This window comes from Spirosoma foliorum (genome assembly GCF_014117325.1).
Classification (GTDB): domain Bacteria; phylum Bacteroidota; class Bacteroidia; order Cytophagales; family Spirosomataceae; genus Spirosoma; species Spirosoma foliorum.
Genome location: NZ_CP059732.1, coordinates 4,341,673 through 4,367,112, shown reverse-complemented (window position 1 = coordinate 4,367,112; position 25,440 = coordinate 4,341,673). Strand labels below are relative to the sequence as shown.

The window sequence follows — 25,440 nt, the reverse complement described above, 5'->3', positions numbered from 1 at the left end:
GCAAGAATATTCCGCCGAATGATATTCACTCATTCGCTCATTCACTCATTCAAAACTAATTGCCTCCACTTAGGTTGGCCGCACTGTTCTGGGTTGTTCCGAATATTCGGCAACTGTGGAATTCAGGATCAACCGTGATGTATACATCGGCGATTGATTTTTTGAACCAGTCATCGATGGCGCGGTTCTTTTTGTTCTGAAGCACAATTGTCTGCAATTTTTCGAAGTCTTTCGTGAAGTCGGCCGTGTGAGGTGGAACCTTAGTCTTAAAATACAATAATCGTACCGCACTTTTGCCATCTTCCGTACGGTAAGGTAGTGGCGACGAAATCTTGCCTACCTGCATGGTATCAAGCATCTGGAACATTGCATATTCCATTGAGCCATCCATCGCCATGCGGCTGCTACCCGTTTGAGGATCACGGAGTAAGCCCCCAGCATCGGCTGTGTTTTTGTCTTCTGAATAGTCGTGCGCTGCTTTTTCAAATTTCAGCGAATCAAGTTGAATCAGATTCTTAAGGCTGTCTAAATAGTGGGTTGGACCACTTAAATCTAAACGGTTGTAGTCTGGGCGAAGCAGAATGTGGCGGGCATGGTATTCGGCACCACGGGTTTCTAGCAACTGGATTAAGTGTAAACCGAATTCAGATTCCACAACATCCGACATTTCATTCGGTTTTAGTTTCAGGGCAGCTCCTTCAAAAGGCGCAACCATCATGCCTCGTTTGGCAAAACCTAAGTCTCCACCTTTCTCTCCCGAACCAACGTCTTCAGAGTTTTCTTTGGCTAGTTTCGCAAAGTCTTCTCCTTTTTCAACCCGATGTTTGAGGTCCAGTAATCGCTGACGAAGCGCTTCTTTTTGTTCTTTAGTAGGTTTCGCAAACCGAACAATCTGCCCCACCTCTACGTCAGCGGGCATGTACGGAAGACTGTCTTTAGGAATCGCATCGAAGAACTTACGAACATCACGTGGCGTCACCTTCACATCGGTCGTGATTTTCTGCTGCATTTTCTGAACAACCTTCTGCTCTTTTACTTGCGTCCGAAGTTCACTTTTCAGCATTTCCAGGCTTTTGCCATAGGCTTCAACGATGCTTTTTTCAGAACCGAACTGCTGTATCATGTACTGCATTCGGGAATCGAGTTCGCTGTCTACAATTTTATCATCGACAACAACCGAGTCAATCTCGGCTTTTGCCAGCATCATTTTGTTAACAACAAGACTTTCCAGTAACTGACATTTTGCGGGAGGTGTCTGGTTTTGGCCAACGTACGATTGGGTGGCTTCGTCAAGATCTGATTTCAGCACGTAGTAGTTATCTACTTTTGCGATGATCTTGTTAAGACTGATGCCCTGGCCAAAGGTAGGTGCTGTCAGAAGGCAACCAACCAAAATAAAGAGCACACTGCTGATTACTTTTTTCATATTCTCAAAGATACGCACAGAACGGCAAGTGGTCTGTGTTTTAAGAAATTTTAAATGGATTGGGTATATCATTTTTGTCATGCTGACGAAGGAAGCATCTTAACGTATCCTAACTCATTGGTAATAGGGAATTAAGATGCTTCCTTCGTCAGCATGACAAAACTTACTTAACTAACTTCTGAATTTCGGCTTCGTTGACCTTCACCGGATAGGTTTGCCGAAGTTGATTAAGCCATTGTTGCTCAAGCATGGCCTGGTATTCGTTAATGACCGTGCCACGTGCCTCAGCAAATGTTTTGGCTCGTGGGGGGTCAATTCGGCTGATGATCACCGCAATCGCCTTATTATCACGGTGAAGGGTCGTTGTACCTACTTTCCATTGGGCGATAGCGTCAAGGTAGGGATTCGCTCCCTGGGCAAAGACGCCCTCGGTAAGGGACAGCGCAGGTAACGCACCAGTGGCTACTGGATATTTGCTGTTGATGGTTTTGATTACATCGTCCTTGGCATTGCTGAAGTACTGGAAGGTTACGTTCCGCTGAGCATCTTTGGATACGCCTGGTCGGGCTCCCTGGTAATCTTTTTCCATAATGCGGCTCAGCGAAATGCCATTTTTTTGCAAATAACCCACAACACTCCGAATCCGATTTGCCGAAACAGAATCACGCTCGGTAGGGTCGTGCGAACCAGTTACCTCAATAACGTAATCGGGATTATGGCCCATTGCAACCAGAATGTCGAAGAGGGTTTCACGCAGATTTTGCGTGAGAACTGTCTGGTTTTTGTCAAACGTTATCGGAGCTGCCGACCGGCGAAGTTGGTAGAGCGGGCGGCCACTAAGTGCTGTTGTAGCTTGTTTCAGAAGGCTGTCGTTTTGGGCAACAACAATCGTTGCAACGGCACGCTCGGGCAGGCGATAATTGGCTTTACGCTGTTCAAAATACTGACGCTGACCTGTTGAATCGACCATCGACCGCTCCCAAACGTTCTTCTCCATTACCTGAGAGAGCAATACACCGTCCCGGATTTCATTCATTAGCGACCGAAACTCGGCAGACTTTTTGTCCAGATTCGCTTCTTCGGTGGCTAAAAGGCGATCCCCCACAAATCGATCAAATAACCGACGCATCGCAACAACTGGCGACCCCTGAACAGGCGTGGTGGCGGGTGCACTCGATGTCGCCGATAACGCTGGGTTGCGGGGAGGTTGCTGCCGTTGGCGAACATAGGCGAAGAAATCGTTAACCGTCGACGGTTTGCCTGAGATGGTAACGATATTCTTGTTTTGTAAAGCCGGATCAAGTGGCTCTGTATATCGCCATTGGCCCCGAAGCAAGCTAGTATCGGCTTTGGTTAACGCAGCTTCCAGCGTAGACTTATCTTCCTGAACAGCATATTCTTTGCGAAGTTTAAGGATCGTGGCTTGCCTTAGTACTTCGGCCCGGCTGTCGGTAGTAACCCGCTGATGTAACGAAGGAGCCATTGTTGCGTAGGGCTCCAGATTTTTGCGTTCAATGAGCTTAATGATATGCCAGCCGTAGTTGGTATGAACAGGCTTGGAATAATCGCCGGGTTTGGCTAGGCTAAAAGCTGCATCGTCGAAAGTCGGAACCCAGGGTCGATCGGGGGTAGACATGGGTAAAACACCCCCGTTTGTTTTCGAGGTTGCATCGTCGGATAGCTCACGACAAACCAGTTCGAAAGGCTCTCCTTTTTGTAAACGGGCGTAGGCAGCGTCGATCCGTTCTTTCGCCATTTTTTGCCCCGCATCGTCGGCACTTGGACTCATGCGGACCAATATATGTGCTACCCGAACACGCCCCCGACTCGGCCGACGGTTGTTGACTTTGAGAATATGATAGCCAAACCGAGTTCGAGTGGGCTGCGAAATGCCACCAATGGGGGTTGTGTAAGCGGCTGTTTCGAGTGGGTAAACAACGCCAAAGGCCGTAATATAACCCAGGTTTCCTCCGTTTGGAGCGGTCGTTGCGTCTTGCGAATGAGCGCTCGCCAATTTGGCAAAATCTTCGCCAGCTAATGCTTTTTTACGCAACGCCAACGCTGTTTCATACGCCTTAAGGGTATCGGCAGGCAGCGCATCTTCGGAAACAGGTATCAGAATATGGGATGCATTGACATCTTCCTGCATACGCTGATAAGCCTCGGCCGTGAGGGATTCGACCAGTACTTTGTCGGTCATGTACGATTGCGCCAGTTGCTTCCGGTAGGTGTTCATTTCCTCCCGAAAAGCCTCCGTTGTATCGCGGCCTTCGGTTTCGGCAGCCAGTACTTTCAGCTTAAGATTTGTATAGAGATCAAAATATCCTTTTACATCGGTGTGCTGGGCCGAATCGGAGGATAACTGATTTTTGGTGAACGACTGAAAGAAATCATCGGTCGTAAAAGCTTTGTTCCCCAGAGTCAAAATAACTGGTTGCGGGGGTGTTTGCTGAACAACCGGCGTGGTTGTTTTACAGGCTGTTACAAGAATGGCCAGTAAAAAACCGCCTGTTAAATGGCGCATAGCGTCTAGTAAAGGAAATTTTGATATGTTGGTAAAACAGATACTATAGAAAAAACATTCGCTTCTTAGTTAACTAGGGAACGAATGGACAGAATCGCTTATTGGCGAACTGGTTGAATTTTAACGGTTTTCAGTACAATGTCATACTCCAATCGGTAATCGAATGCGTCTTTCATATTCTGACCGGTAAATACGGCCGGAACATGCACAAGCTGCTGTTTTTTCTGGCGCAAATCGGCTTCGCGAAGATCAACACTGCTTTGTCCTAGTAGATCATCGTCATCGAGTTTATCGACGAGTTGTAAGCCAATGCCCGACGCCACCAGCCCCGCCGAGACATATTTCAGCGGTGTCAGCACTTCAGTGGCGGTTAGCAATAACCCAATCGGAAGCGCCACTATGTTATGGATCTTCTGTATTTTAGAAATCGTTTGCCGGGCCTGATTGTAGTCGTCGACCTCAATCAATACGACCGATGCTACAATGCGACCGTTGCGGGGAAGTTGAAGACTAATCGGTTTCGCCGGACTGTGCTCGACTGAACTACTGCCATCCGTCTTGCCTGTTTGCAGATCAAGCTGGTCATCCTTCTTTACGGACTCTACCCCCCAGCCTCCATTCACGACAGCAACAGGCTTATTCTTGGCATCATAGCTGGTCAACGAGTAGGCCATCATCAGCTCATCCCGCCGACTAATGGTTTCTTCCAGATTAACAGCCCTCAATGACCGGGGTACCAATTCTGCGGTGAGGGTTGGTTGAGGAGTACAGCCGATAATCTGAACCAGGATTATCAGGATTAAAATGATTCGCATGATCTATGATTCGCGTGATTTTGTCAATTCATTCGACAACTTCTTCAACTACAGATTCGCCCGATGAGTTGTCGCCACTAGTCCACTGCCAGCGTTCGTTAAGGCGAATACGCCCATCAGCGAGCAGCTCGGGTGTGGAGTGGCATTGACCAGTCATCAATTCTCCCTGATTATTGACGTGCTGGTATCGCATATCCAGGCAATTGTTTTCCCGCAATGTTGCTATCAGAAATCCTTTGACGATAGCCCCGCCACTATACTCTGCCCACACAATTGAGCCTTCCTGATGGTAATGAAAAAGCGTGTCGCCACTCACTTCGCCATTGGGCGTATTGGTGACGGAGCGGAAGGTTTTGTTGTTGTACACGAGTTATATAGGATGTAGGATGTATGATATATAAGCAGAAATACATCCTGCATTATATATCATATATCAGTTAAACAACTGGCTCCTGCTGGCTTAAACAATGGAAACTTCCCAAGCCCCAGACGATATCGGTTGAATCGATGCCGACAATTTTACGATCAGGAAAGCAGGTGCCGATGATGTCTAAAGCCTGCTGATCCTTGGCGCATCGGAACGTTGGCACGATGACCGATCCGTTCGTAATCAGGAAATTGGCATAGGATGCGGGAAGGCGCAGTCCATCACTCTCAACCGGATCGGGCATGGGTAGTTCAACAATGTTAAGCTGCTTGCCATTCAGTAGTCGCATTTCCTTCAATTCCTGATGAATTTCCTGTAGGAATGGGTAATTGGCGTCGTTCGGATTCGATTCGTAAGCGGCAATAACTGTGTCCTCGTTCACAAACCGGACTGTATCGTCAATGTGGCCATCGGTATCGTCGCCTACAATGCCTTCTTCTACCCAAAGCACCTGTTGCACACCGTAGTAGTTGCACAAATACTGCTCGATTTGGGCCTGTGTTAAGTGTGCATTTCGGTTCTGATTGAGCAGGCAGGCTCGGCTTGTCAGCACCGTTCCGGCACCGTTGAACTCTACAGAACCACCTTCCATAATGATGCCGGGCGTAACATATTCCAAACCACGATAATGGGCAATTTCTACCGGAATTAGGTCGTCCCGATCGTAAGGCGGATATTTTCCTCCCCAGGCATTGTATCCCCAGTTAACGATCATCCGCTCTTTTTTCTCAGGATTAATGAGGAAAGCCGGCCCATGATCGCGGCACCACGAATCGTTCGTTGGATGGGGCAAGAGCGTAATGCGGCTCATATCAGCGCCCGCAGCGAGTAAACGCAATTTTGCTGCCTGCATCACAATGTCGTTATGCGCATTGATGCACACGTGCTCGCTTTCGGCGATGGCCTTGATAAACTCAATATAGGCCGGAAACATCAACTCCTGCCGCTCGCGCGTCCAGGAGGCTTCTGTATGGGGCCAACTGAGCCAGGTTGCCACGTGTGGATGCCACTCGGGAGGAAAGAAAAAGCCCTCGCGGGCTGGTATAAACTCTTGATTTGTCGATTCAATCAATGGCTGTATCTTCATGCGAACGCTAAAAATTCGTCCACAAAAGTACAACAAAATACGCACCCCGATAAGCAGAATGAGTGCTTCTTCATGATTGTGGGATGGTGCGTATCGAATCTAAAAACCACTTCTATATGCTTAGCCAACTAACGCGTGCACTGCCTCGACGGTTAATTGCGTAAAATCCTCAACAATCAACGACGCACCTGTGTCTGCTAGCTCATCCCGCGTATGGGTTGTTGCCAGGGCAATGACTTTCATACCTGCCTGTAATCCGGCTTCAATACCTGCAAACGCATCTTCGAATACAACACATCGGGCTGGTTCAACACCCACTCGGTTGGCGGCAGTCAGATAGATTTCGGGGTCGGGTTTGCCTTTGTGCACCATGCTGGCGTCCACGATCGCGTCGAAATAAGGGCGTAAGGGCAGGCCATCTAATGTGAACAAGACATTACTTTCTGGGGCTGATGTGCCTACGGCCAGTTTAACGTGTTGCGTTTTTAAAGCTGTCAGAAAGTCCAGCAAACCCGGTGCTGGCTGAAGATGCGGTCGATATAATTCCCGATAAATGGCTTCTTTTTCTTCCGTCAGTACGATCAGCTCACCCGGTGAAATGGGCCGCTGAAATACGTAGGCCATAGCGTCGGCAGATACACGACCGTTGATATTTTCGAGGTATTGGTCTTTGGTAAGTGGACGATTGTGCTGTTGAGCAAACTGTAACCAGGCATTGATATGAAAATCGGAATTGTCGATCAATACACCGTCCATATCGAAAAGAGCCGCCCAGGTAGGGGCGAAAGAAGAATCGGGCATTAGACTAAAATTTAATTCAGGTTGTCTGGAGTAGCTGTGGGTAAAATATCTCCGGCCAGCACAGCCGCTTCATGGAGTAATTCTGTAGAAACCAATTCATCCGTAACCTCCTCAATCCGCTCATCGAAGGCATCGATCCCTTCATCAGTAGTGGATGAGGACGCATTCATGCCTAACAGAAACCGGCCTATGTACAGAAGGCTAAGCGAAAAACGCAATTCTGGTAGCGCAGGGCTATGGCGAGTTACTGGTTCGGTTTGCATGGGAGTAATGTAACGCGGACATCCTGTCCGCAGTAGCCTCTACTAATTTGACGCTATGCGGACAGGATGTCCGCGTTACTTATAATGCTTTGATTTTCAGATTTCGGAAATAGATAGGTGCTCCGGCGTGTTTCCCCTGTAAGCCGATATAGCCATGAAGTGGTAAGTCGGCGGGTGGTTTACTAAGCCATTCCGGTACGGACGAACCATCGGGGTTGCTTTTAGCCGAGGTAAACTTTGACAGATCGATGGTATTCACCAACTGGTTATTGAGCACCACATAAATCATCTTGCCCTGGCAGGTGATCGTATACCGGTTCCATTCGTCGGGCTTCTTAACAACTTGTTGTTTGATAGCCGCCTGATGACCAAAAAACGCACCACATTGCCAGTTCGTTGGCGAATCGGCCCATTTTTTTGCGTGATCGTCGGCAATCTGAATCTCTACTGAATTAGGAATCCAGTTGGTCGTATCGCTGGCATGAACAACTACACCACTGTTGGTTCCATCGGCCGTTTTGAAAAATAAATCCAGAACAAAGTCGTCATAAGGTACTGCTGTCCAGATGGTTTTATCGGCCGAAGCTGTCAGAACACCCCCATCGTCGACAGTCCAGACGCCTTTGGGAAAACCGGCATCAGAAAGATCACTGGCAAAGAGGGGTTTCCAACCGGCACCGCTGGGGTTTGGGTGGCCTTTTGGAACTGGAACGGTTGGAGTCGTTTGGGCAAAAAGCTGATTCGTTAATGCCAGCGCGAAACCAATGAACAACAGATATTTTTTCATGAAAAGCATTAGGGAAATAGTCTATTCGTAAAGTAGCCGTTTCGATTTTAAACACAAAGACGCAAAGTACACAGAGAAAACGTAAAAGCTCTCGGTACTGTGTATCTAGATGTAAGACAAGTTTTTCTGACAGGATTAACAGGATTTTCAGGATTTGTTTTGCTAATCTCTTCGGTCAACAAATCCTGAAAATCCTGTCGAAAAATATCAGGCACCCACGGCGATCTGCGCCAGATCGAATGAAGGGTCGTTTTGCCGGAAGCTTTTCATAATCCAGCCCCCGCCAATAACGTCGTTGCCTTCGTAAAATACAGCCGCTTGTCCGGGTGCAATAGCCGATACGCCTTCCTTGAAAAGAACCTCAATTTTGTCGCCCGTTTGCGAAATGGTCGCTGGAGTGCCGGAGTCTTTGTAACGCACTTTAGTCACGGTTTCGAGCGGTCCATTGATGTGATCGTACTTTTGCAGATTCAGCTTGCTGACAATCATACCATCGCGAAGCAGATCTTTGTCGACGCCTAGTACGACTTCATTGGTATCTTTCCGGATTTCGGTAACGAACATCGGCTGGCCAAACGCCATACCAAGTCCCTTACGTTGGCCAATTGTATAGAAGGGGTAGCCCTGATGTTTGCCGAGAATTTTACCAGTACCTTCCATCACGAAATTGCCGCCTGCTACTTCGGCTTCCAGACCCGGCATCCGGCGTTTCAAAAAGCCCCGGTAATCGTTGTCGGGCACGAAGCAGATTTCGTATGATTCTGATTTGGTAACCAGTTCGATAAAGCCCCGTTCGGTAGCCATCTCACGAATTTCAGATTTGCGCAAATGGCCCAACGGCAATTTTGTTCGGCTTAAACTCTCCTGCGATACACCCCATAATACATAGGATTGGTCTTTCAGGCTATCAACGCCTTTGGACAGAATATGGCGGCCATTCTCCGTTCTGATATGGGCATAATGCCCAGTTGCAATCGACTCGCAATCAAGGCGGTCGGCTCGACGTAGGAGGGCGTCCCACTTGATGTGCGTGTTGCACATAACGCAGGGGTTAGGTGTACGACCTTCGAGGTATTCACCCGTAAAATGGTCGATAACGGCATCGCCGAATTCTTCCCGAATGTCCAGAATGTAGTGGGGGAAACCGAGACTAACCGCAATGTTGCGGGCGTCGTTGATGCTGTCGAGGCTGCAACAGCCGGTTTCTTTTTTTGTACCACCTGAGGAAGCATAATCCCAGGTTTTCATGGTCATGCCAATGACCTCGTACCCTTCTTCGTGCAACAATACCGCTGCCAGCGAAGAATCGATGCCGCCACTCATGGCGACCAGAATTCGTCCGTGTTTGCTCATCTCTGCCGGGGTTCAAAGCCCCGCGATTTATGGTTTAATATGGTACTATTTGTATTGATATGTGCTGATAATCAGCGTATTTAAAAAGCTATCAAATCGTATAAAAACAGGCAAAACCACTATTTGTTGTACCTATGTTGTACCAATTTGTTGTACCATTTGGTTATCTTTGTGTTAGATAGCAGTGCCCAAAGATACAGTCTAACAATTTTTGACGGAAATCCATTCAGACTATACGGATAATTCTATGGCCTCCTCACTCAAAGTCGTTTTACGGAAGAAAGCTAATCAGACTGGTGTTTTTCCGCTCGCCATACGCGTCACCATCGACCGGAAATCATCGTATATCTATTTGGGGCAACAAATACGGGAAGCTGATTGGGATGCAGCTCAACAGAAAGTTCGCAAATCACATCCCAATTCAGTTCGACTGAATAACGAAATCCTACAGAAAAGAGCGGAAGCTAATGACAAGTTGTTAGAAATGGGTACCCAGCACAAAGCTGTATCCTCCAAAGCCGTTCGTAAACAGCTAAAATCCTCTCAAAGTGCTTCCTTCTTTGCCTTAGCAGAAACGTTTATTGAGAATATGCGCAAGCAGGGAAAATACAACCGAGTCAGCACCGAACAGCCACGGATCAATCATTTTCGCGATTTCTTAAAGGATAAGGATATTACGTTTCCAGAGATCACCGTATCATTGCTGAATAAATTCAAGTCTTATTTGAAGGGTTCTCGACAGGTTGGCGAACGGACTATTGCTAATCATCTTGTCCTGGTCAGAACCATCTTTAATCAGGCAATTGCTGAAGGACTTGTTGATCAAAAATACTACCCCTTTGGCAAAGGGAAGGTTGGTATTAAGATTCCTGAGTCAGTAAAAATCGGATTGAATGCTGAAGACGTAGCTAAACTGGAAAATGCTGATCTGTCTTCATGCCGCCCTTACTGGACTCATGCGCGAAATATGTGGCTCATATCTTTTTGGTTTGCCGGTATGAGAGCATCAGATGTGTTGCGCTTAAAACATTCAGACTTTCAAAATGGCCGATTACATTATACAATGGGGAAGAATGCCAAAAGTGGATCACTCAAAGTGCCCGAAAAAGCACTTAAAATCATTGAACAATATCCTAAAAACACTAAACATGATTTGGTCTTTCCTGAATTGCAGCCTATTGATGATATAAGTAACGGATACGAAGTTCAACGTAAAATTGCTTTTGCTATTAAACGGTTAGACAAAAACCTTCAAGACATTGCCAGGTTTGTCAAGATCGACAAAAGCTTGACTATGCATATTGCCCGCCACACGTTTGGTAATCTGTCAGGTGACAAAATATCGATTCAGCAATTACAAAAACTTTACCGGCATACATCGATTACAACAACGATTGGTTATCAGGGGCATTTTATTCACAAAGACGCTGATGAAGCCTTGGAGGCTGTTATCGGATTATAATTATTCCGTTTTGACTTTGCGTCAAAACGGAATAATTCATAAATGGTCGCTGATTAATGAGTATAGCGCCTTCTCCGCTATAAAGAGTAGTCATTCAGTTATCGGTGCTTTTTCCATCAGATTTTCTATTTTGGCCTAAAAAACAAATGGAAGTTATCTGTCTACACGATGAAGCCTTTTATGCCCTGATCGATAAGGTTATTGAACGAGTCGAGCAACGGAAAGTGGCTAAGGATGATAAATGGATTTCAGGCAGCGAAGCCATGCAGAAACTGCGTATCCAGAGCAAAACGACTTTGCAGAAGCTCCGTGACGAAGGCAGCATCCGGTTTTCGCAGCCTGAGAGAAAGATCATTCTATACGACAGTGATTCAATCAACGACTACTTATCTCGCCACTCCAAAGCAACCTTTTAGCCATGACAGAAGACGAAGAAGAACCATCCCCGGAGTTCGTAAAAGGTTATAATCATGGCTACCAACTGGCCAAACATGAGCCGGAACTACTGGACAAAATTCTGAAATCCCCAAGCGACAATCCTCCGAACGATTACAGCAGGGCTATGGTACACGGGAAAACCCAGTACGAGCATGAAAAACTCGTTGCTGAAATGAAAGCTATCCGTGAACGGCAGAAGCAGACGATTAGAAGAAAGCGATAATTCTAATCAACACATCATTTATTCGGAAATCATCTTTGTTTCCCTAGTGTAGTCAACGACATAAACTTTCATTCGTTGACCTTACGTTTGTCTATAACCTTTTCTTTAATGGATCAAATCCAAACTCTGCGTCGACGACTGCACATCATTCGCATGGTCGACCGACCTTTTTTGTATCCGTCCCTCAAAAAGCTGGTTGCTCAACTCAGTGAGGACTTCGATGCGGTTTCGGAACGGACCGTCGAGCGAGACATTCGGGCGATTGGAGCGGTCTATCAAATTTACATTCGGAATGACCGGCGCAAAGGGGGCTATTACCTCGATCTGCCAACCGATGAAGATGTGGCTGACTTCGAGCAGTTTGTACAACTGCTCGAACGACGAGAACGGTTGGAGTTTCTGACGTCGTCGGTAGCGAGTATTCGGGGCATTGGGCGCTATTTGCAACTTGAGCATAACACACAGTTTACAGGCAACGGACATTTGCCTCTGTTATGGCAGGCACTACAAACAGGTCGCTGTGTGGAGTTTGTCTACCGAAAGTTTGAAAAAGAGGCCGACGAAGGAAAGCTCCGGCGGGTAGAACCGGATTTACTGCTGGAGTACCGTAATCGATTTTATCTGGATTGTTTTGATCTGGAAGCCAATCGGCCACGCACCTTCGGCCTAGATCGGTTACACGGACTTACACTAACCGATCAGCCTATTTCCACCGCCCATACTGGCCAGCGTCGAACCGACCGCCGACACGCTATCGGAGTAACCTGTCCGCCTGACCTCGAACCTCAACGGGTGATCCTGCGCTTCCAGACCAGCGAAGCCAACTACGTCCGTTCACTACCGTTGCACAGTAGTCAGCGGCTGATTCAGGAAACCCCCGATTTTGTTGATCTCGAATTGACCGTCATTCTCAACCACGAACTTGAACGTGAAATTCTGGCTTTTGGCGAACTGGTCGAAGTGATGGAACCAGCTGAACTGCGAGAGAAAATGGCTGCGCGTGTAGAAATGATGACAAAGAAATACTTTTGATTATCTTATTATAGTCATAACATACCGTAGTAATGCAAAGTAGAAATTAACGAAAAATTTGGATTTATTTTCTGTGTAAGGCTGAACAAAATTACTTTTGTTATAGTTGTGAAAATCAGGAAATAAACTCAAGATACTATGAAGCTAGTAGTAGTTACTCCAGAAATCCAACCTATTTTTCGACGGACGCTCCGGACGCTCACATTCTTTGATAAGAGTGAGTTGATAATAATTTCTGAAAACCAGAGCAAAAAATATGACAATGAAGAAGTGATTCAGCAAATTTAGGACTTACGCAAAAGTGGTAAATTGAAATAAAAAATAGCTTGAAGGTCACCGCACAACTTTACGGACAGTTTCTACTGAGTAGCCAGATCAACTATACGGCTACCTACTTGGCTGATCACCTGGAAGGGATCACCCATGACAATGTGCAGTACTTTCTCAAAGCTAGCCGAGTGGCACCTCGCCAGGTCTGGCAACATGTCCGCCACCAAATTCAACTGGATACCGATGGCTATATCCTCTTTGATGATACCGTGCTCAATAAAGAACATAGTCATAAAATTGAACTGGTTCGTCGGCAATACAGTGGAAATGCTCATGGAATCATCAAAGGCATCGGTGTGGTTAATTGTGTCTACTTCAATCCTAAAATTAATCAGTTCTGGCTCATTGACTACCGTATTTTTAATCCCGATGAGGATGGAAAAAGCAAGTTGGATCATGTGTTGGACATGCTTAACCAACTAGCACCCCGCCAGATCAGTTATCGAATCGTCTTAATGGACAGTTGGTATGCTGTGACCGACCTCTTCAAGTGGCTCATTACCAATGAAAAACTGTTTTACTGTCCTATCAAGAGCAACCGTAAGGTCGATGATTCAGGTGGCAAAGAATCGTATCAACCTGTCAGCTATCTGAGCTGGTCAGCTCAACAGGTGCAGCAGGGTAAGCTGGTTAAAGTACACAAGATGCCTCAAAACACCTATCTTAAACTGTTCCGCGTACTGGTGTCTACCCACCGGACGGACTATATCGTCACCAACGATTTAGCTCAAAATGAGACGAGTGCCGCTGAAGAAAAAAGTGGTATTCGTTGGACAATTGAGCAGTTTCATCGAGAAGATAAGCAGATCACGGGTCTGGAATGTTGTCAATGTCGATTAGCTCGTAGTCAACGCAATCACATTGGCTTAGCGGCTCTGACTTGGTTACGTTTTAAACAGTTGGCTTATCAGACTAAGAAAACGGTTTACCAACTCAAACAAGGCTTATTAGATGCTTACCTTCGTCAAGAGTTGGCGAATCCTTCAGTTGCCTTTGCGTAAGTCCTAAAATTATAGAATTTTCACCATCATTGGTTATTACTCAAGACAAAGATTTGGCTAGTATTTGCATTAACCTTCTAGGGTGCCCTAAAGTCATATTATTGAGGGATTGTCAGCCAAGCTGTGATCGCATCTTTTTATCAAATGCCCTGGATATCAGTGCTTTCATAGCTTCTAGTGCCAAACTATTCACAATGTAATTAATCGCACCCGTTACGGGTATTGAAATTAGTAGTGCATAGGGGATATTAATTCACCCCAATCATCAATCGCACCTTCGGGTATTTTTTTCTGTAAACCGTCAATTTCTGGCGGAATGGTCATTCACCTTTGACCCACATCGCTTATTAACGGCAAATAACAACCTTCTAAACCACCTATGCGTCTTCAACTACAACTAACGCCCAATACCCAACCGGTTCCCTACGACCATTTACACCAGCTTACTGGTGCTTTGCACAAATGGCTAGGCCGAAACGATATTCACGATGGCTTGAGTTTATATAGCTTCGGCTGGTTACGAGGGGGCGAAAGTCGCAATGCTTCCTTACGTTTCCCCAAAGGAGCCAATTGGAACATATCTTTTTTTGATGACGAGAAAGCTCGGCAACTACTAAAAGGTATATTGGACCAACCTGAGTTGGGCTTTGGTATGCAGATTTATGAGATTCGTGAGGTAGCCCCACCACCGTTTCAAGCCCAGCATTATTTCCTGACAGACGGCTCCTCGATTGTCATTCGCCAAAAACGGCCCGATGGCTCGCGAGCCTATCTACTCTGGGATGATCCAGCTACTGATCAGGCGCTAACCCAGTCATTTCAGCGCAAACTTATAGCGGCTGGCTTTTCTGGAGCCGATCTCGGCGTTACAGTTTCGTTCGATCGTACCTACCAAACTGCCCGCACTCGAAAGATCGCTATTAAAGGTACTAATCATCGGGGAAGTGAATGCCCGGTGATTGTTGAGGGAACTCCCGATGCACTACATTTTGCCTGGACGGTGGGACTTGGTGAATTAACAGGCAGTGGTTTTGGCGCATTACGTTAATCCGATAACCCATTATGAGCCAAGAACTTTACTATGTCGTCCGCTATACCGGACCCTTCGGCTACATCAAACCTTGGACCGCTGTGCGCGATGAACGAACATTCAGCCAGCAGTTTCTGACGCCAAGTATTGTTGAAGGTATTCGGCAAAAACTGGGGGTAGAGGTAATTCTGCGGCATCGATTGTCGTATGCCAAAATTGATCAGCAACAGGAACGGACGCAATCAAGGGCGTTTGTTATCGAAGCCAAACGGAAACGGGCAACGCGGGAGCAATCAATTCTGATACGGGGTGTTATGCTGAATCCAGTCTTGCATCTGGCTTTTTCGACCCCTGAAGATGCCGAACTGGCAGCTGAGCAACATGTCTGTTTATGTCGAAATGAGGATGTATTGCTACCAGATGGTTTGGTACTGACTATGTCCGCTGACGAGTTTGACCAAATTCCTGGCTTCGAACTTTTGTTTGGTGAAGGCTCATCGGCGGTTATGGTCGGATATGACCGCTTTCAGGCGAATCAACCGATGTATGGCACCGTGAGGATTATTGGTAGACCCGTTGGCGCTGATCCCCTCGAATAATGGAACTCTTAGCAAAAAGTCCCGAACAGGGAGGATTGACGCTGTTGCAGCACACGCAGCACGTGGTCGACTGTATTTTGAAAATGGCACGGGAATACGGCTTTAACACGAGATTAGCTCGATTGGGTGCTGTACTGCATGACCTAGGCAAAGCTCATCCTTATTTTCAGCGCGTGTTACAGGGAAAGATTGGCAAAATAGAGAATGATGAATCTGATCCACACCGGCACGAGATTTCGTCGCTGCTTTTTCTACCCTTATTCGACCGAAGGGATTGGCCTATTCTAATTGATACGGTTGTTGCTCACCATAAATCATTAAAGTCATTACAGAATAATAACGCATCCAGACGCGGACTCAATGATTTGAAACGTGATTTTGGGCCCAATGATGTATTTCTCCGGCACGCCGATTATACCTACAGCGGTTGCCATGAAGTGTGGGAAGTCTGGTCGGCGCGGGTAGAACCTGTAGTAAAAGCATTCAAGGTAAACTACCGTTTAATCAGCCGCGAAGAGGCCCGAGAAGCGTTTGATTACGCCATTGAGTACTGTAAAAGTCGACCTACTGGTCGGTCGCGATGGCGAGGTTTGCTGATGAGTGCTGACCATTTTGCCTCCGAGCACATGCACGAGGCTAAATCACTTCTTAATAGCTACTATAAGCGGCCTAATCTCACTTATTACAGTCGACAGTCTGATTTACACCCTCTTTCATTATTGCCAACGGATCGCCGAAACCGGCACACGCTGGTTATTGCGCCGACGGGGGCTGGAAAGACAGACTTTTTGCTACGCCGTTGTCTAGGGCGAGTCGTATATACGTTGCCGTTTCAGGCTTCAATCAATGCCATGTACCTTCGAGTAAACGAAAATTTAAACAAGAAAGATGGTAAATGGCTGCCTCGCAACGAGCAAACGGATGTTCGGCGGGCGCACGCATCGTCACAGATCAGGCTTCGAGACGAAAAAGGTAAGCAGATTGAAGAAGAACAATTCCGGCAGCGAAATCCAGGAGCTAGTATTAAAGTAACAACTCCGCACCAGTTGGCTAGTATTGTATTTAAGACTAGTGGTCATGAAGCGGCAGCACTCGATGTTGCTGACTGCGACGTGATTTTAGATGAGGTGCATGTATACGACAATCTGGCTCGGGCAATGACACTTGAGTTGGTCAAGGAACTGGTACGGTTAGGATGCCGGGTGCATATTGGCACAGCTACTATTCCTGATGATCTAAAACAACATTTCATTAATGCACTGGGCGGTAGCCGACGTGTTTACCAGGTTCAGTTAAAGAAGCGAGCGCTTACCAAATTTAACCGACATGAAGTGAGCAAGTTGCTTGATGAAACATCTGCTCGTGCGCTGGTGAAAAAAGTAGTTACGGGTGAAAATAAGGAGCGTGTCTTGTTTGTCGCTAATCGGGTTAAACTTGCTCAGGAACGGTACCAATGGGCGCAAAAAGAATTGCCGAACGTGCCTGTATTGTTGGTTCATAGTCGTTTCCGACGGTGTGACAGAGCTGATTTGGAAAGCCTGATTGATGTATTTGACAAGTCAGAGGGGCCATGCGTGGTCATTGCTACACAGGTTGTCGAAGTAAGTTTAGATATTTCGTTTGACCGACTAGTAACGGATGCCGCTCCATTGGATAGCTTGATTCAGCGTTTCGGGCGTATTCACCGTCGACGCACTTCCGATACGATTGGTACATACAAGCCGGTTCACGTAATCGCACCAGCTACTACAGACAAAGACATCCAGCCTTATGATGCGGATGTGGTGCGACGCAGTTTTGATTTGTTGCCCGATGGATTACTACGTGAGACGGAGTTGCAGCAACTCATAAATCAGGTATACGATAAAATTACTGTTCCACCGATTGATGTTCACACCGCTCCTATTTGGGAACTGTGTCATCGTCCGAAGTCATACCTGATTGCTGCTCTTGAAATAGATGGAGCCGTTTGCATTCTGGCAAAGGATCGGGAAACGTACTTAAAACCGAAGGGTATAAACCGCCAAGAATTAGAGATACCCGTTCCCTGGAAGAGTATTGCCGCTTTCGTTGCTGCCAAAACCTTTCCTCCACTCGAAGCAGGTAATTATCCATACGTTATTCCAGATAATTTGTATCAATATGACCCAGAAGGTATTACACTAGGACTGGTATTGCCCGATAAACCAGAATCGGTGCGCGCGGGAGCTTCCTCAACTACAGCTAAACGAATGATCTGATATGTACACAGCTTACCTAGGGCGTCGGCTTGTTGAATTACTCAACACTCGCGACCATACCCAACGAACGGTGCAGGATTTTTTCTCGAATGAGTATTTTACGTTGTTCTTCAACGACGAACGATTCTTGCAACACGTCAATAATTCGAAGTTCGATCAAGCCTATAAGCAGAAAGGAAAAACACCACTTACGGAAGTGGTGCGGACGAATGTTTTGGCGGCTCAGCATCAGCGAATCCAACACGACACCCCTGATGGTTCCTTCTTTTTGGGCGGTGCCGCAGCCGAAGCGACGGCCGGTACGTCGGGGCAGGTAACCGACATTCTGTTACCCATCTCACCCGAAGAAGTGTATGCTTCGTGGATTGGAGCAGCTTTAGGAATTGGGGTAAGTGGCGGACTAAACGTACTGGTTGACGATGATCTTGTCTTACTGACTCTGTATGATGGCTGGCAATATTATCGGGCCTTCATGAAGCAGATGCATAACCTGAAACCACACCAGATTAATACCTGGAATGGTTGGTGGATTACCAATGCATTTCGGGATGATTTCGAACCGACCGATGAACCGTTTAGCCATCAGCCTGATGTAAAAATAGATAAAGCTTCGGGGATTGCAAGTCTGGAAACGCAGAAGTGGGTAGGTGTCATTTTTGCGCTGGCTCACAAAATTCCACGTCCGCTAACAGCGTATGTGTATTCGCTCAGCCAGATGAACACAACAGTCGGATTCATTCAGATTCAATTGCGTGACATAGTTGAGGTGTTACGTGAACTTCATCGGCAGCTTTTTCTCTTGCGAGAAGGCTTGTCTTATGAAAAAGTAGCCAGTTTGTATGAAACCGAAATGGGGTTTCAAAAAGCCTGCGAATTAGGTGCTATCGGTGTCCAGGCAATTGAGCCAGAAAGCCTGCGCGAATACATGCCCGGAGCGCGTGGGAATAGCAAGCTGTTTAAAACGCCAAAGAACAAAGAAGACTCATTATGGATCACTTACAAAATTTATGAAACCTGGATCACTGCCATGCTAAACAACAGGAAATTATTGGAACTCAGCGAAAAAGTAGCTGCCATACTTATTCAAGTGTCAGACCCTACTCAACGAGGCAAAAAAGGGGGAAGTAATCTAGTCAATGAATTAACGAACTCTACTAATCGCAATCAATTGATCGAGCGCTTTGCCAGGTTAATTGATAAAATACCAGATCAGCACCCAATGCTGAATGAAATAGCCAGTATGATTGCGGTCATGCCTCTAACGGATATTCCGCTCTTTATTGCCCTTCTGAAACTAAAATACGCAGTCGAAGAGGCCAAATTAATCACCAGTACATCAAAAGCTAACTAATCGAAAAATGAAACCTTACCTTTATCTACGCGGCTTAAAAATAGCCGAACATACTGTTTTTGCTGTTCAGGATGGACAGAAAAACTACTATGATCCAACGTTTAATAAACGAGTTTCTTACTCAAGCGGCCAGCAGGTAAAACGCTCGTTGCTTGATATGCTCTCCGAAACGCTGGAAGAGAATCGGGCACCTGTGACGTTCAATTACGAGATCAATAACAAAGACGAGTTAGGAAATAAAGAGCCATGGTCACCCTGTGATCCAACGTACGCCGATCAGTTGATTGGGGGCTGGATGCGGGCGCGTCCGGGCGTGGTAACCTTGAAACGACGTAGTCCACTGTCTATTTCGGCTATGCGTCCATTGCACCCATTGCTGGTTAGCATGACAAACGAAAATTTGACATTCGACCGGAGTGACCGACCGGACAATAATCCAATACGCGTTATCAACGCTGCCGGAGAAGCACTTTCTGAGGAGCAGATTAATGATTATCTAACCAGAAAACAACGCACGTTACCGCGTCGGCACTGGATTCCAGATAATTCCCGAACAACGGGCTTGTTTGTCTTCGATGTTGCCATCGATCTAAATCGGTTATTTAGTGTTTCCGTTAATCAACATGAACCGGAACTAACAGCGGATTCATTACAAAATCTGCGAGATGCTGGCTGGGTAGCCTCCGCTGATGGCGAACGGCTGATTGCTCCCGCTGAGCGTCGAACGGAAATTATTCCAGCTTTGGCGTCGGCACTAGTTAACTGGCATATCACTAGTAATCAGGCGCGTACTTACAGTCCGCAAACGATGTTGGCTATTACTATTAGCGACAATGCCAGTCGGATTGCTGGAGCTATTCGAGCCGACCTGGACTCTGAACAAAATAGGGACAACAGCTACCGGGCGATTCCAGTTGTTGAGCCTATTGAGGGAGTTGATTTATTTACTTCTCTGGCTTGCAAAGGGTATGTGCCGGGTGTTAGCGGTTCGGTCGATGCGATGGAACAGGCGGAACAACGGCTAATCGAATTGTTGTCAGCTTATAAGTACGAAAACTGATGACCACCCTTAACCCTCGCATCGGTGGGATGCTAGTAGGCTACTATCGGTTATGTCCCCGCAAAGCGTGGCTGTCGATGCGGGGGTTGTGGATGGAGCAGGAGTCGGACGCGGTGGCGCTCGGACGACTACTCGATGACCACAGCTACAGCCGCGACGAGAAGCACCTCTCCATTGACGCCGAAGCTCCTGATGGCACGGAACTGGTCGGTAAGATCGACCGGACGAACCTTAAAAACGGTGTCTTGCACGAAACCAAGAAAGGCCGCGCCTGCGAGGATTCGCACCGCTGGCAGCTACGGTTCTACCTCTGGCTACTTTATCTCAACGGAGTAACTCGTTTCAATGGACAGCCGTTTACCGGTCAAATAGATTACCCGTTGCTGCGCCGGACAGAACCTGTCACGCTGGATGCTGAACACATCACGGAACTAGCCACTACCGTGTCGGCAATCCGGTCCATAGCGGCTCAGGAAACGCCACCGCCCCGACTAACCAAGCGGGTATTCTGCACCAAATGCGCCTTCGAAGAACTCTGCTATGGATGAGCCAAACTGCCGTAGTGAAGCGAGAGGGCGGATAAAGTAACGCGTTCATCATCACTCATTCACTACTATGAAACGACCACACTACCTTTTTTCAAGCGGCCGATTGCGTCGCCAGCACAATACCCTATGCCTAGAGCGCACAACGGGCGAGCGATTGCCTGATGATGCCCCCGACGACGAGGGATTGCCTTCCGCCGAGGCCGACGGTGCCCGATCCCCGTTTCCCGTCGAAGCCGTCGACAGTCTGTACCTGTTCGGCGAAATCGACATCAACAGCAAACTCGTCACGTTCCTAGGGCAGCAGGGTATTCCGACGTTTTTCTACGACTACTATGGCAATTATACGGCCACGCTGTTCCCTCGGGAGGGGCAGTTGTCGGGGCGGTTGCGCGTTGATCAGGCCCGGCATTATCTGAGTGCGAAACGGCGGCTGGTATTGGCCCGCGCCTTTGTAGAAGCGGCTCTGTTCAACATTGAGCGCGTTATCAAATACTACCAACCTCGGTTAGCAGGGGAGAAGCAAGCAGCCGTGCAAGCTACCTTACTGGAACTGAAAAAAGACCGAGATGCCCTACCGCTGACGGTTGATATTCCCACGCTAATGGCGGTTGAAGGGCGTATTCGGGATCGGTACTATCGACTTTGGCCCCACTTTCTGGGGCCGGAAGTAGCGGCCCGGTTTCCCTTCAACAAACGTGAACGACGACCACCTTCGAATGAGTTGAACGCCCTGATTTCGTTTGGCAACTCGCTCTGCTATTCGACCGTACTGCGGCAGATTTACCGGACAGCTCTCGATCCGACCATTGCCTACCTGCATGAACCTGGCGACCGACGATTCTCGTTGGCCTTAGACTTGGCTGAAGTCTTTAAACCCCTGCTGGTGGATCGGATGATTTTTCGGCTCCTAAAAACGGGCGAGCTGAATCCACGGCATTTTGAGAAATACCTGGGCGGCTGTTATTTAACCGAGGCCGGACGTAAAATTGTGGTTAGCCATTGGGATGAGCGCCTAAGCCAGACCGTCCAGCACCGCACCATGAACAAGAAAGTATCCTACGAGCGGCTGATTCGCCACGAGTGCTACAAACTTGTGCGTCACTTGTGCGATCCGGTCGGCGATCCATATCAGGGTTTTCATATGTGGTGGTAAAAACGTTTATACTAAACCGTTATAACTATGCCGTTTTGTATTGCCGTTTATGATGTGAAGCAGAAGCGAGTGGGTAAAATGCTCAAATTATTCCGGCGTTACCTAACATGGGTGCAGAATTCCGTCTTTGAAGGTGACCTAACCGTTGGTCAGTTAAAGCAATTACAATTGGAAGCGGATGCGCTTTTGCAGGACAATGACGGCGTGGTGTTTTATCAGTTTCGCGACGAACGCTATGTCGAACGTATTGCCCTCGGTACTGATGAGGTAAACCGAACGCGGTTTTTATAAGTCGTCAGCCCGTCGAGTTGCGAGATTATTTCGGCATGAATAATGCCTGTTCTAGAAGGCATACCTATCGAAATCGGGCCATACTGATTAATAACGGCCTTTTTATCAAGTCGTCAGCTTCCTGCTTTTTTTGCAGTACTATAGGCTGACGCTTTTTTGTGTTATTTTTAAGACTGAAAACCTTCTTAAAAGGCACGTACAGTGCTTTTTTAGGGCTTGGTATCAATCGCACCTTCGGGTATTGAAAGAATACATGACCCTCAACCGGGTCAACGAGCCTTACCGTATCAATCGCACCTTCGGGTATTGAAAGGTTTTAACCCCTGCCCCTCAAATACTTCGATACAGGTATCAATCGCACCTTCGGGTATTGAAAGAAATTTTCATTCCAGTCAGGAACATTGCTCAAAAACCGTATCAATCGCACCTTCGGGTATTGAAAGGTTCCAATCAGGGACCTACGTAACCTATGCAGCCAGTATCAATCGCACCTTCGGGTATTGAAAGTCGTATCGGGTAAGATTCAGTGTTATTTAAGTTTGAATGTATCAATCGCACCTTCGGGTATTGAAAGTCAGGATCAACTAGTTCAAAGTGCGGGTGCTCCAAGTAGTATCAATCGCACCTTCGGGTATTGAAAGAATCCTGGCATGAGGTCACACTTTCTCAGGCACTGGTATCAATCGCACCTTCGGGTATTGAAAGCTATTCAAGGAGCAATCGACGCAGCCAATTTGCTTGGTATCAATCGCACCTTCGGGTATTGAAAGGATGGCATGACAAATCAACTCATTGATCTTGGAACGTATCAATCGCACCTTCGGGTATTGAAAGGGAGTATTATTAGCCGCGACATTTTTCAGATTAACGTATCAATCGCACCTTCGGGTATTGAAAGAACTGGTAAAGCCCGGTATGATCGGTATTCTACTTTTGTATCAATCGCACCTTCGGGTATTGAAAGTCAACCGCCACGGCTTCAATAGCCGCTATCTGTTCATGTATCAATCGCACCTTCGGGTATTGAAAGTTTGAATCACCTCGGCAATGGTGGAGCAGGTGGCAGTATCAATCGCACCTTCGGGTATTGAAAGAAATGGTGTGATTACTGTATTGTTCATCCAAATCAAGGTATCAATCGCACCTTCGGGTATTGAAAGTACAACCAGCCGCCAACGCAAAATATTATACACGGTATCAATCGCACCTTCGGGTATTGAAAGTTGCCAAAGAGGTCGCCATCAAACGCGGCAAATTCAGTATCAATCGCACCTTCGGGTATTGAAAGTTGTAAGCAGTGCGATGGCAGTGGTTTCGAGGGGGTATCAATCGCACCTTCGGGTATTGAAAGGTGGAAATCTCAATTTTCTGGGTACTCGTGGTGATCGTATCAATCGCACCTTCGGGTATTGAAAGCATGGAGGAAAGGGGGGCAGATTCAGCTTCTTGATCAGTATCAATCGCACCTTCGGGTATTGAAAGTAACCAGCGCGCGTCCAGGACGGCACAATTGAAGTTGGTATCAATCGCACCTTCGGGTATTGAAAGGCGAAGTGGTTTACGATGGTTATTCGGGTTCAGGCACTGTATCAATCGCACCTTCGGGTATTGAAAGTAAAAGTCCAGGAGATAACACCATCAGAAATAAAGTAGTATCAATCGCACCTTCGGGTATTGAAAGTATGTGATTCTAGGTCCCTGGCAGGCACGTTCGGGGTATCAATCGCACCTTCGGGTATTGAAAGATCTTGATTTGTATGTTTTGGATTTAGGTGAAGTAGTATCAATCGCACCTTCGGGTATTGAAAGATGCTGAACTATGAAAACCCCTAAACTAATCGGCTGTATCAATCGCACCTTCGGGTATTGAAAGCTCCTGTCTTGACTCCTCAATAACAGTCGGAAGAATAGTATCAATCGCACCTTCGGGTATTGAAAGTTGGCCTTTGCATGGCCACTGAGCATGGCCCACAGTGGTATCAATCGCACCTTCGGGTATTGAAAGGAGAATATCTCCTCACCACAATCAATCAGTTTCGCGGGTATCAATCGCACCTTCGGGTATTGAAAGCTGGTGCAAGGGGGACATCACTATGGTGAACCCGCGTATCAATCGCACCTTCGGGTATTGAAAGATGATCTGGGTCGACAAATCATGTTCTTCTCGGGTATCAATCGCACCTTCGGGTATTGAAAGTAGTATAACCGACTGGCTTCTTACCTACTTTAATCCTGGTATCAATCGCACCTTCGGGTATTGAAAGTTAAAACGTGGACAGATTTAGCGACGGGTTTGCCTTGTATCAATCGCACCTTCGGGTATTGAAAGTTCTAACAGGTGATGCCAGTGTCATAAAAGAAAATCCGTATCAATCGCACCTTCGGGTATTGAAAGATTTTCGCGGTAAGTTTCAAAGGCTTCTTCCCAATGTATCAATCGCACCTTCGGGTATTGAAAGGGTATGCAATTCTGCATGAAACTTGGCCCTACCGCGTATCAATCGCACCTTCGGGTATTGAAAGGTCCACCATCAACAGCAACCGCACCGACGCTGATGGGTATCAATCGCACCTTCGGGTATTGAAAGTGGGTAACAGATCGATCTTGTTAGGCTCCAGTACAGGTATCAATCGCACCTTCGGGTATTGAAAGACTGGAAAAACAGGGATACCAAGTTTATTAACTATCGGTATCAATCGCACCTTCGGGTATTGAAAGCGTTAATTCCTTCGACCCAAGCTGCACCATTCCACGGTATCAATCGCACCTTCGGGTATTGAAAGGCAGGAAGCAAACGTACTAACGGTTGAGGGCTTTACGGTATCAATCGCACCTTCGGGTATTGAAAGTTGAGGTATTTGCTCCACGCTTCTAGGTCCTGAATCGTGTATCAATCGCACCTTCGGGTATTGAAAGTTGTAATAGGTTACTGCACTTCCTGAAATAACACTTGTATCAATCGCACCTTCGGGTATTGAAAGATAACAAGGTCATTAAGGATGCTTTCATAAATCACGCGTATCAATCGCACCTTCGGGTATTGAAAGTTAACTCAAATGAATGCCTATAGCCAAAAATCTATTGTATCAATCGCACCTTCGGGTATTGAAAGGCGAAACAACAATGCCCGTGTTTGGTGTTGGAAAACCGTATCAATCGCACCTTCGGGTATTGAAAGTCTCCACAACGAATCATTAA

General features: G+C 46.9%; 23 protein-coding genes and 1 CRISPR repeat array (1 of these 24 only partly in view). Of the genes, 14 read left to right on the top strand and 9 right to left on the bottom strand.

The window, feature by feature from the left end; genetic code table 11:
• Positions 1–55: 55 nt before the first annotated feature.
• From H3H32_RS18570 to mnmA, 9 genes are all read right to left on the bottom strand, one after another.
• Positions 56–1,426 (bottom strand): peptidylprolyl isomerase, encoded by a 1,371-nt coding sequence (locus tag H3H32_RS18570; RefSeq protein WP_182464142.1) that lies wholly within the window; start codon positions 1,424–1,426, stop codon positions 56–58.
• Positions 1,427–1,589: 163 nt separating this feature from the next.
• On the bottom strand, positions 1,590–3,950 hold the full coding sequence (locus H3H32_RS18565; RefSeq protein WP_182464141.1) for a peptidylprolyl isomerase: 2,361 nt from the start codon (positions 3,948–3,950) through the stop codon (positions 1,590–1,592).
• A gap of 98 nt (positions 3,951–4,048) precedes the next feature.
• Positions 4,049–4,765 carry a hypothetical protein gene (locus H3H32_RS18560; protein ID WP_182464140.1) on the bottom strand — a complete coding sequence of 239 codons (717 nt, stop codon included), beginning with the start codon at positions 4,763–4,765 and terminating at the stop codon, positions 4,049–4,051.
• 28 nt (positions 4,766–4,793) lie between these two features.
• On the bottom strand, positions 4,794–5,132 hold the full coding sequence (locus H3H32_RS18555; protein WP_182464139.1) for an avidin-fold protein: 339 nt from the start codon (positions 5,130–5,132) through the stop codon (positions 4,794–4,796).
• Positions 5,133–5,202: 70 nt separating this feature from the next.
• Positions 5,203–6,279, bottom strand: coding sequence for an agmatine deiminase family protein (locus H3H32_RS18550; RefSeq protein WP_182464138.1), 1,077 nt, complete (start codon positions 6,277–6,279; stop codon positions 5,203–5,205).
• Between the two features lie 120 nt (positions 6,280–6,399).
• Complete coding sequence (locus H3H32_RS18545) at positions 6,400–7,080, bottom strand: HAD family hydrolase (RefSeq protein ID WP_182464137.1); 681 nt, start codon at positions 7,078–7,080, stop codon at positions 6,400–6,402.
• 11 nt (positions 7,081–7,091) lie between these two features.
• Positions 7,092–7,343, bottom strand: a complete 252-nt coding sequence (locus tag H3H32_RS18540) for a hypothetical protein (protein WP_182464136.1) — start codon at positions 7,341–7,343, stop codon at positions 7,092–7,094.
• Positions 7,344–7,422: 79 nt separating this feature from the next.
• Positions 7,423–8,130, bottom strand: a complete 708-nt coding sequence (locus H3H32_RS18535) for a 3-keto-disaccharide hydrolase (protein ID WP_182464135.1) — start codon at positions 8,128–8,130, stop codon at positions 7,423–7,425.
• Between the two features lie 207 nt (positions 8,131–8,337).
• Positions 8,338–9,483, bottom strand: a complete 1,146-nt coding sequence (gene mnmA, locus H3H32_RS18530; protein WP_182464134.1) for a tRNA 2-thiouridine(34) synthase MnmA — start codon at positions 9,481–9,483, stop codon at positions 8,338–8,340.
• A 247-nt stretch (positions 9,484–9,730) separates the two neighbouring features.
• On the opposite strand from mnmA, the gene H3H32_RS18525 reads away from it, so the two are divergent.
• The 14 genes from H3H32_RS18525 (at position 9,731) to cas2 (ending at position 22,241) form a co-directional block, all read left to right on the top strand.
• Complete coding sequence (locus H3H32_RS18525; protein WP_182464133.1) at positions 9,731–10,945, top strand: site-specific integrase; 1,215 nt, start codon at positions 9,731–9,733, stop codon at positions 10,943–10,945.
• Between the two features lie 146 nt (positions 10,946–11,091).
• Positions 11,092–11,361 (top strand): helix-turn-helix domain-containing protein, encoded by a 270-nt coding sequence (locus H3H32_RS18520; RefSeq protein ID WP_182464132.1) that lies wholly within the window; start codon positions 11,092–11,094, stop codon positions 11,359–11,361.
• Positions 11,362–11,363: 2 nt separating this feature from the next.
• Positions 11,364–11,606, top strand: coding sequence for a hypothetical protein (locus H3H32_RS18515; RefSeq protein WP_182464131.1), 243 nt, complete (start codon positions 11,364–11,366; stop codon positions 11,604–11,606).
• Positions 11,607–11,714: 108 nt separating this feature from the next.
• Entirely contained in the window at positions 11,715–12,638 is a 924-nt protein-coding gene (locus H3H32_RS18510; protein ID WP_182464130.1) for a helix-turn-helix transcriptional regulator, read from the top strand.
• 138 nt (positions 12,639–12,776) lie between these two features.
• Complete coding sequence (locus H3H32_RS18505; RefSeq protein ID WP_182464129.1) at positions 12,777–12,926, top strand: hypothetical protein; 150 nt, start codon at positions 12,777–12,779, stop codon at positions 12,924–12,926.
• A gap of 38 nt (positions 12,927–12,964) precedes the next feature.
• On the top strand, positions 12,965–13,969 hold the full coding sequence (locus H3H32_RS18500) for an IS701 family transposase (RefSeq protein WP_182458304.1): 1,005 nt from the start codon (positions 12,965–12,967) through the stop codon (positions 13,967–13,969).
• Between the two features lie 379 nt (positions 13,970–14,348).
• Entirely contained in the window at positions 14,349–15,017 is a 669-nt protein-coding gene (cas6, locus tag H3H32_RS18495) for a CRISPR-associated endoribonuclease Cas6 (RefSeq protein ID WP_182464128.1), read from the top strand.
• Between the two features lie 14 nt (positions 15,018–15,031).
• The gene (locus H3H32_RS18490) at positions 15,032–15,598 is read left to right on the top strand and encodes a hypothetical protein (protein WP_182464127.1); all 567 of its coding nucleotides are present in this window, start codon (positions 15,032–15,034) and stop codon (positions 15,596–15,598) included.
• Positions 15,598–17,838 (top strand): CRISPR-associated helicase Cas3', encoded by a 2,241-nt coding sequence (cas3, locus tag H3H32_RS18485; protein WP_182464126.1) that lies wholly within the window; start codon positions 15,598–15,600, stop codon positions 17,836–17,838. Before H3H32_RS18490 ends, cas3 begins: the two co-directional genes overlap by 1 nt.
• A 1-nt stretch (position 17,839) precedes the next feature.
• Positions 17,840–19,189, top strand: a complete 1,350-nt coding sequence (locus H3H32_RS18480; protein WP_182464125.1) for a hypothetical protein — start codon at positions 17,840–17,842, stop codon at positions 19,187–19,189.
• 7 nt (positions 19,190–19,196) lie between these two features.
• The gene (locus tag H3H32_RS18475; protein ID WP_182464124.1) at positions 19,197–20,249 is read left to right on the top strand and encodes a CRISPR-associated protein Cas7; all 1,053 of its coding nucleotides are present in this window, start codon (positions 19,197–19,199) and stop codon (positions 20,247–20,249) included.
• Positions 20,249–20,797 carry a CRISPR-associated protein Cas4 gene (gene cas4, locus H3H32_RS18470; protein ID WP_182464123.1) on the top strand — a complete coding sequence of 183 codons (549 nt, stop codon included), beginning with the start codon at positions 20,249–20,251 and terminating at the stop codon, positions 20,795–20,797. The genes H3H32_RS18475 and cas4 overlap by 1 nt, the downstream gene beginning before the upstream one ends.
• A gap of 67 nt (positions 20,798–20,864) precedes the next feature.
• Positions 20,865–21,950 carry a type I-B CRISPR-associated endonuclease Cas1b gene (gene cas1b / locus H3H32_RS18465; protein ID WP_182464122.1) on the top strand — a complete coding sequence of 362 codons (1,086 nt, stop codon included), beginning with the start codon at positions 20,865–20,867 and terminating at the stop codon, positions 21,948–21,950.
• A 27-nt stretch (positions 21,951–21,977) separates the two neighbouring features.
• The gene (cas2, locus tag H3H32_RS18460) at positions 21,978–22,241 is read left to right on the top strand and encodes a CRISPR-associated endonuclease Cas2 (protein ID WP_182464121.1); all 264 of its coding nucleotides are present in this window, start codon (positions 21,978–21,980) and stop codon (positions 22,239–22,241) included.
• Positions 22,242–22,460: 219 nt separating this feature from the next.
• Positions 22,461–25,440: a CRISPR direct-repeat array (repeat unit 29 nt; unit sequence GTATCAATCGCACCTTCGGGTATTGAAAG) (it continues 8,758 nt past the right edge of the window).

Bases quoted from the DNA above. Each gene is read 5' to 3' on its own strand.
- H3H32_RS18560 (WP_182464140.1), bottom strand. From the start codon at position 4,765: ATGCGAATCATTTTAATCCTGATAATCCTGGTTCAGATTATCGGCTGT.
- H3H32_RS18480 (WP_182464125.1), top strand. From the start codon at position 17,840: ATGTACACAGCTTACCTAGGGCGTCGGCTTGTTGAATTACTCAACACT.
- H3H32_RS18550 (WP_182464138.1), bottom strand. From the start codon at position 6,279: ATGAAGATACAGCCATTGATTGAATCGACAAATCAAGAGTTTATACCA.
- H3H32_RS18475 (WP_182464124.1), top strand. From the start codon at position 19,197: ATGAAACCTTACCTTTATCTACGCGGCTTAAAAATAGCCGAACATACT.
- H3H32_RS18535 (WP_182464135.1), bottom strand. From the start codon at position 8,130: ATGAAAAAATATCTGTTGTTCATTGGTTTCGCGCTGGCATTAACGAAT.
- cas6 (WP_182464128.1), top strand. From the start codon at position 14,349: ATGCGTCTTCAACTACAACTAACGCCCAATACCCAACCGGTTCCCTAC.
- H3H32_RS18520 (WP_182464132.1), top strand. From the start codon at position 11,092: ATGGAAGTTATCTGTCTACACGATGAAGCCTTTTATGCCCTGATCGAT.
- H3H32_RS18525 (WP_182464133.1), top strand. From the start codon at position 9,731: ATGGCCTCCTCACTCAAAGTCGTTTTACGGAAGAAAGCTAATCAGACT.
- H3H32_RS18510 (WP_182464130.1), top strand. From the start codon at position 11,715: ATGGATCAAATCCAAACTCTGCGTCGACGACTGCACATCATTCGCATG.
- cas1b (WP_182464122.1), top strand. From the start codon at position 20,865: ATGAAACGACCACACTACCTTTTTTCAAGCGGCCGATTGCGTCGCCAG.
- H3H32_RS18540 (WP_182464136.1), bottom strand. From the start codon at position 7,343: ATGCAAACCGAACCAGTAACTCGCCATAGCCCTGCGCTACCAGAATTG.
- cas2 (WP_182464121.1), top strand. From the start codon at position 21,978: ATGCCGTTTTGTATTGCCGTTTATGATGTGAAGCAGAAGCGAGTGGGT.
- H3H32_RS18570 (WP_182464142.1), bottom strand. From the start codon at position 1,426: ATGAAAAAAGTAATCAGCAGTGTGCTCTTTATTTTGGTTGGTTGCCTT.
- H3H32_RS18515 (WP_182464131.1), top strand. From the start codon at position 11,364: ATGACAGAAGACGAAGAAGAACCATCCCCGGAGTTCGTAAAAGGTTAT.
- H3H32_RS18545 (WP_182464137.1), bottom strand. From the start codon at position 7,080: ATGCCCGATTCTTCTTTCGCCCCTACCTGGGCGGCTCTTTTCGATATG.
- H3H32_RS18565 (WP_182464141.1), bottom strand. From the start codon at position 3,950: ATGCGCCATTTAACAGGCGGTTTTTTACTGGCCATTCTTGTAACAGCC.
- H3H32_RS18490 (WP_182464127.1), top strand. From the start codon at position 15,032: ATGAGCCAAGAACTTTACTATGTCGTCCGCTATACCGGACCCTTCGGC.
- cas3 (WP_182464126.1), top strand. From the start codon at position 15,598: ATGGAACTCTTAGCAAAAAGTCCCGAACAGGGAGGATTGACGCTGTTG.
- mnmA (WP_182464134.1), bottom strand. From the start codon at position 9,483: ATGAGCAAACACGGACGAATTCTGGTCGCCATGAGTGGCGGCATCGAT.
- H3H32_RS18505 (WP_182464129.1), top strand. From the start codon at position 12,777: ATGAAGCTAGTAGTAGTTACTCCAGAAATCCAACCTATTTTTCGACGG.
- cas4 (WP_182464123.1), top strand. From the start codon at position 20,249: ATGACCACCCTTAACCCTCGCATCGGTGGGATGCTAGTAGGCTACTAT.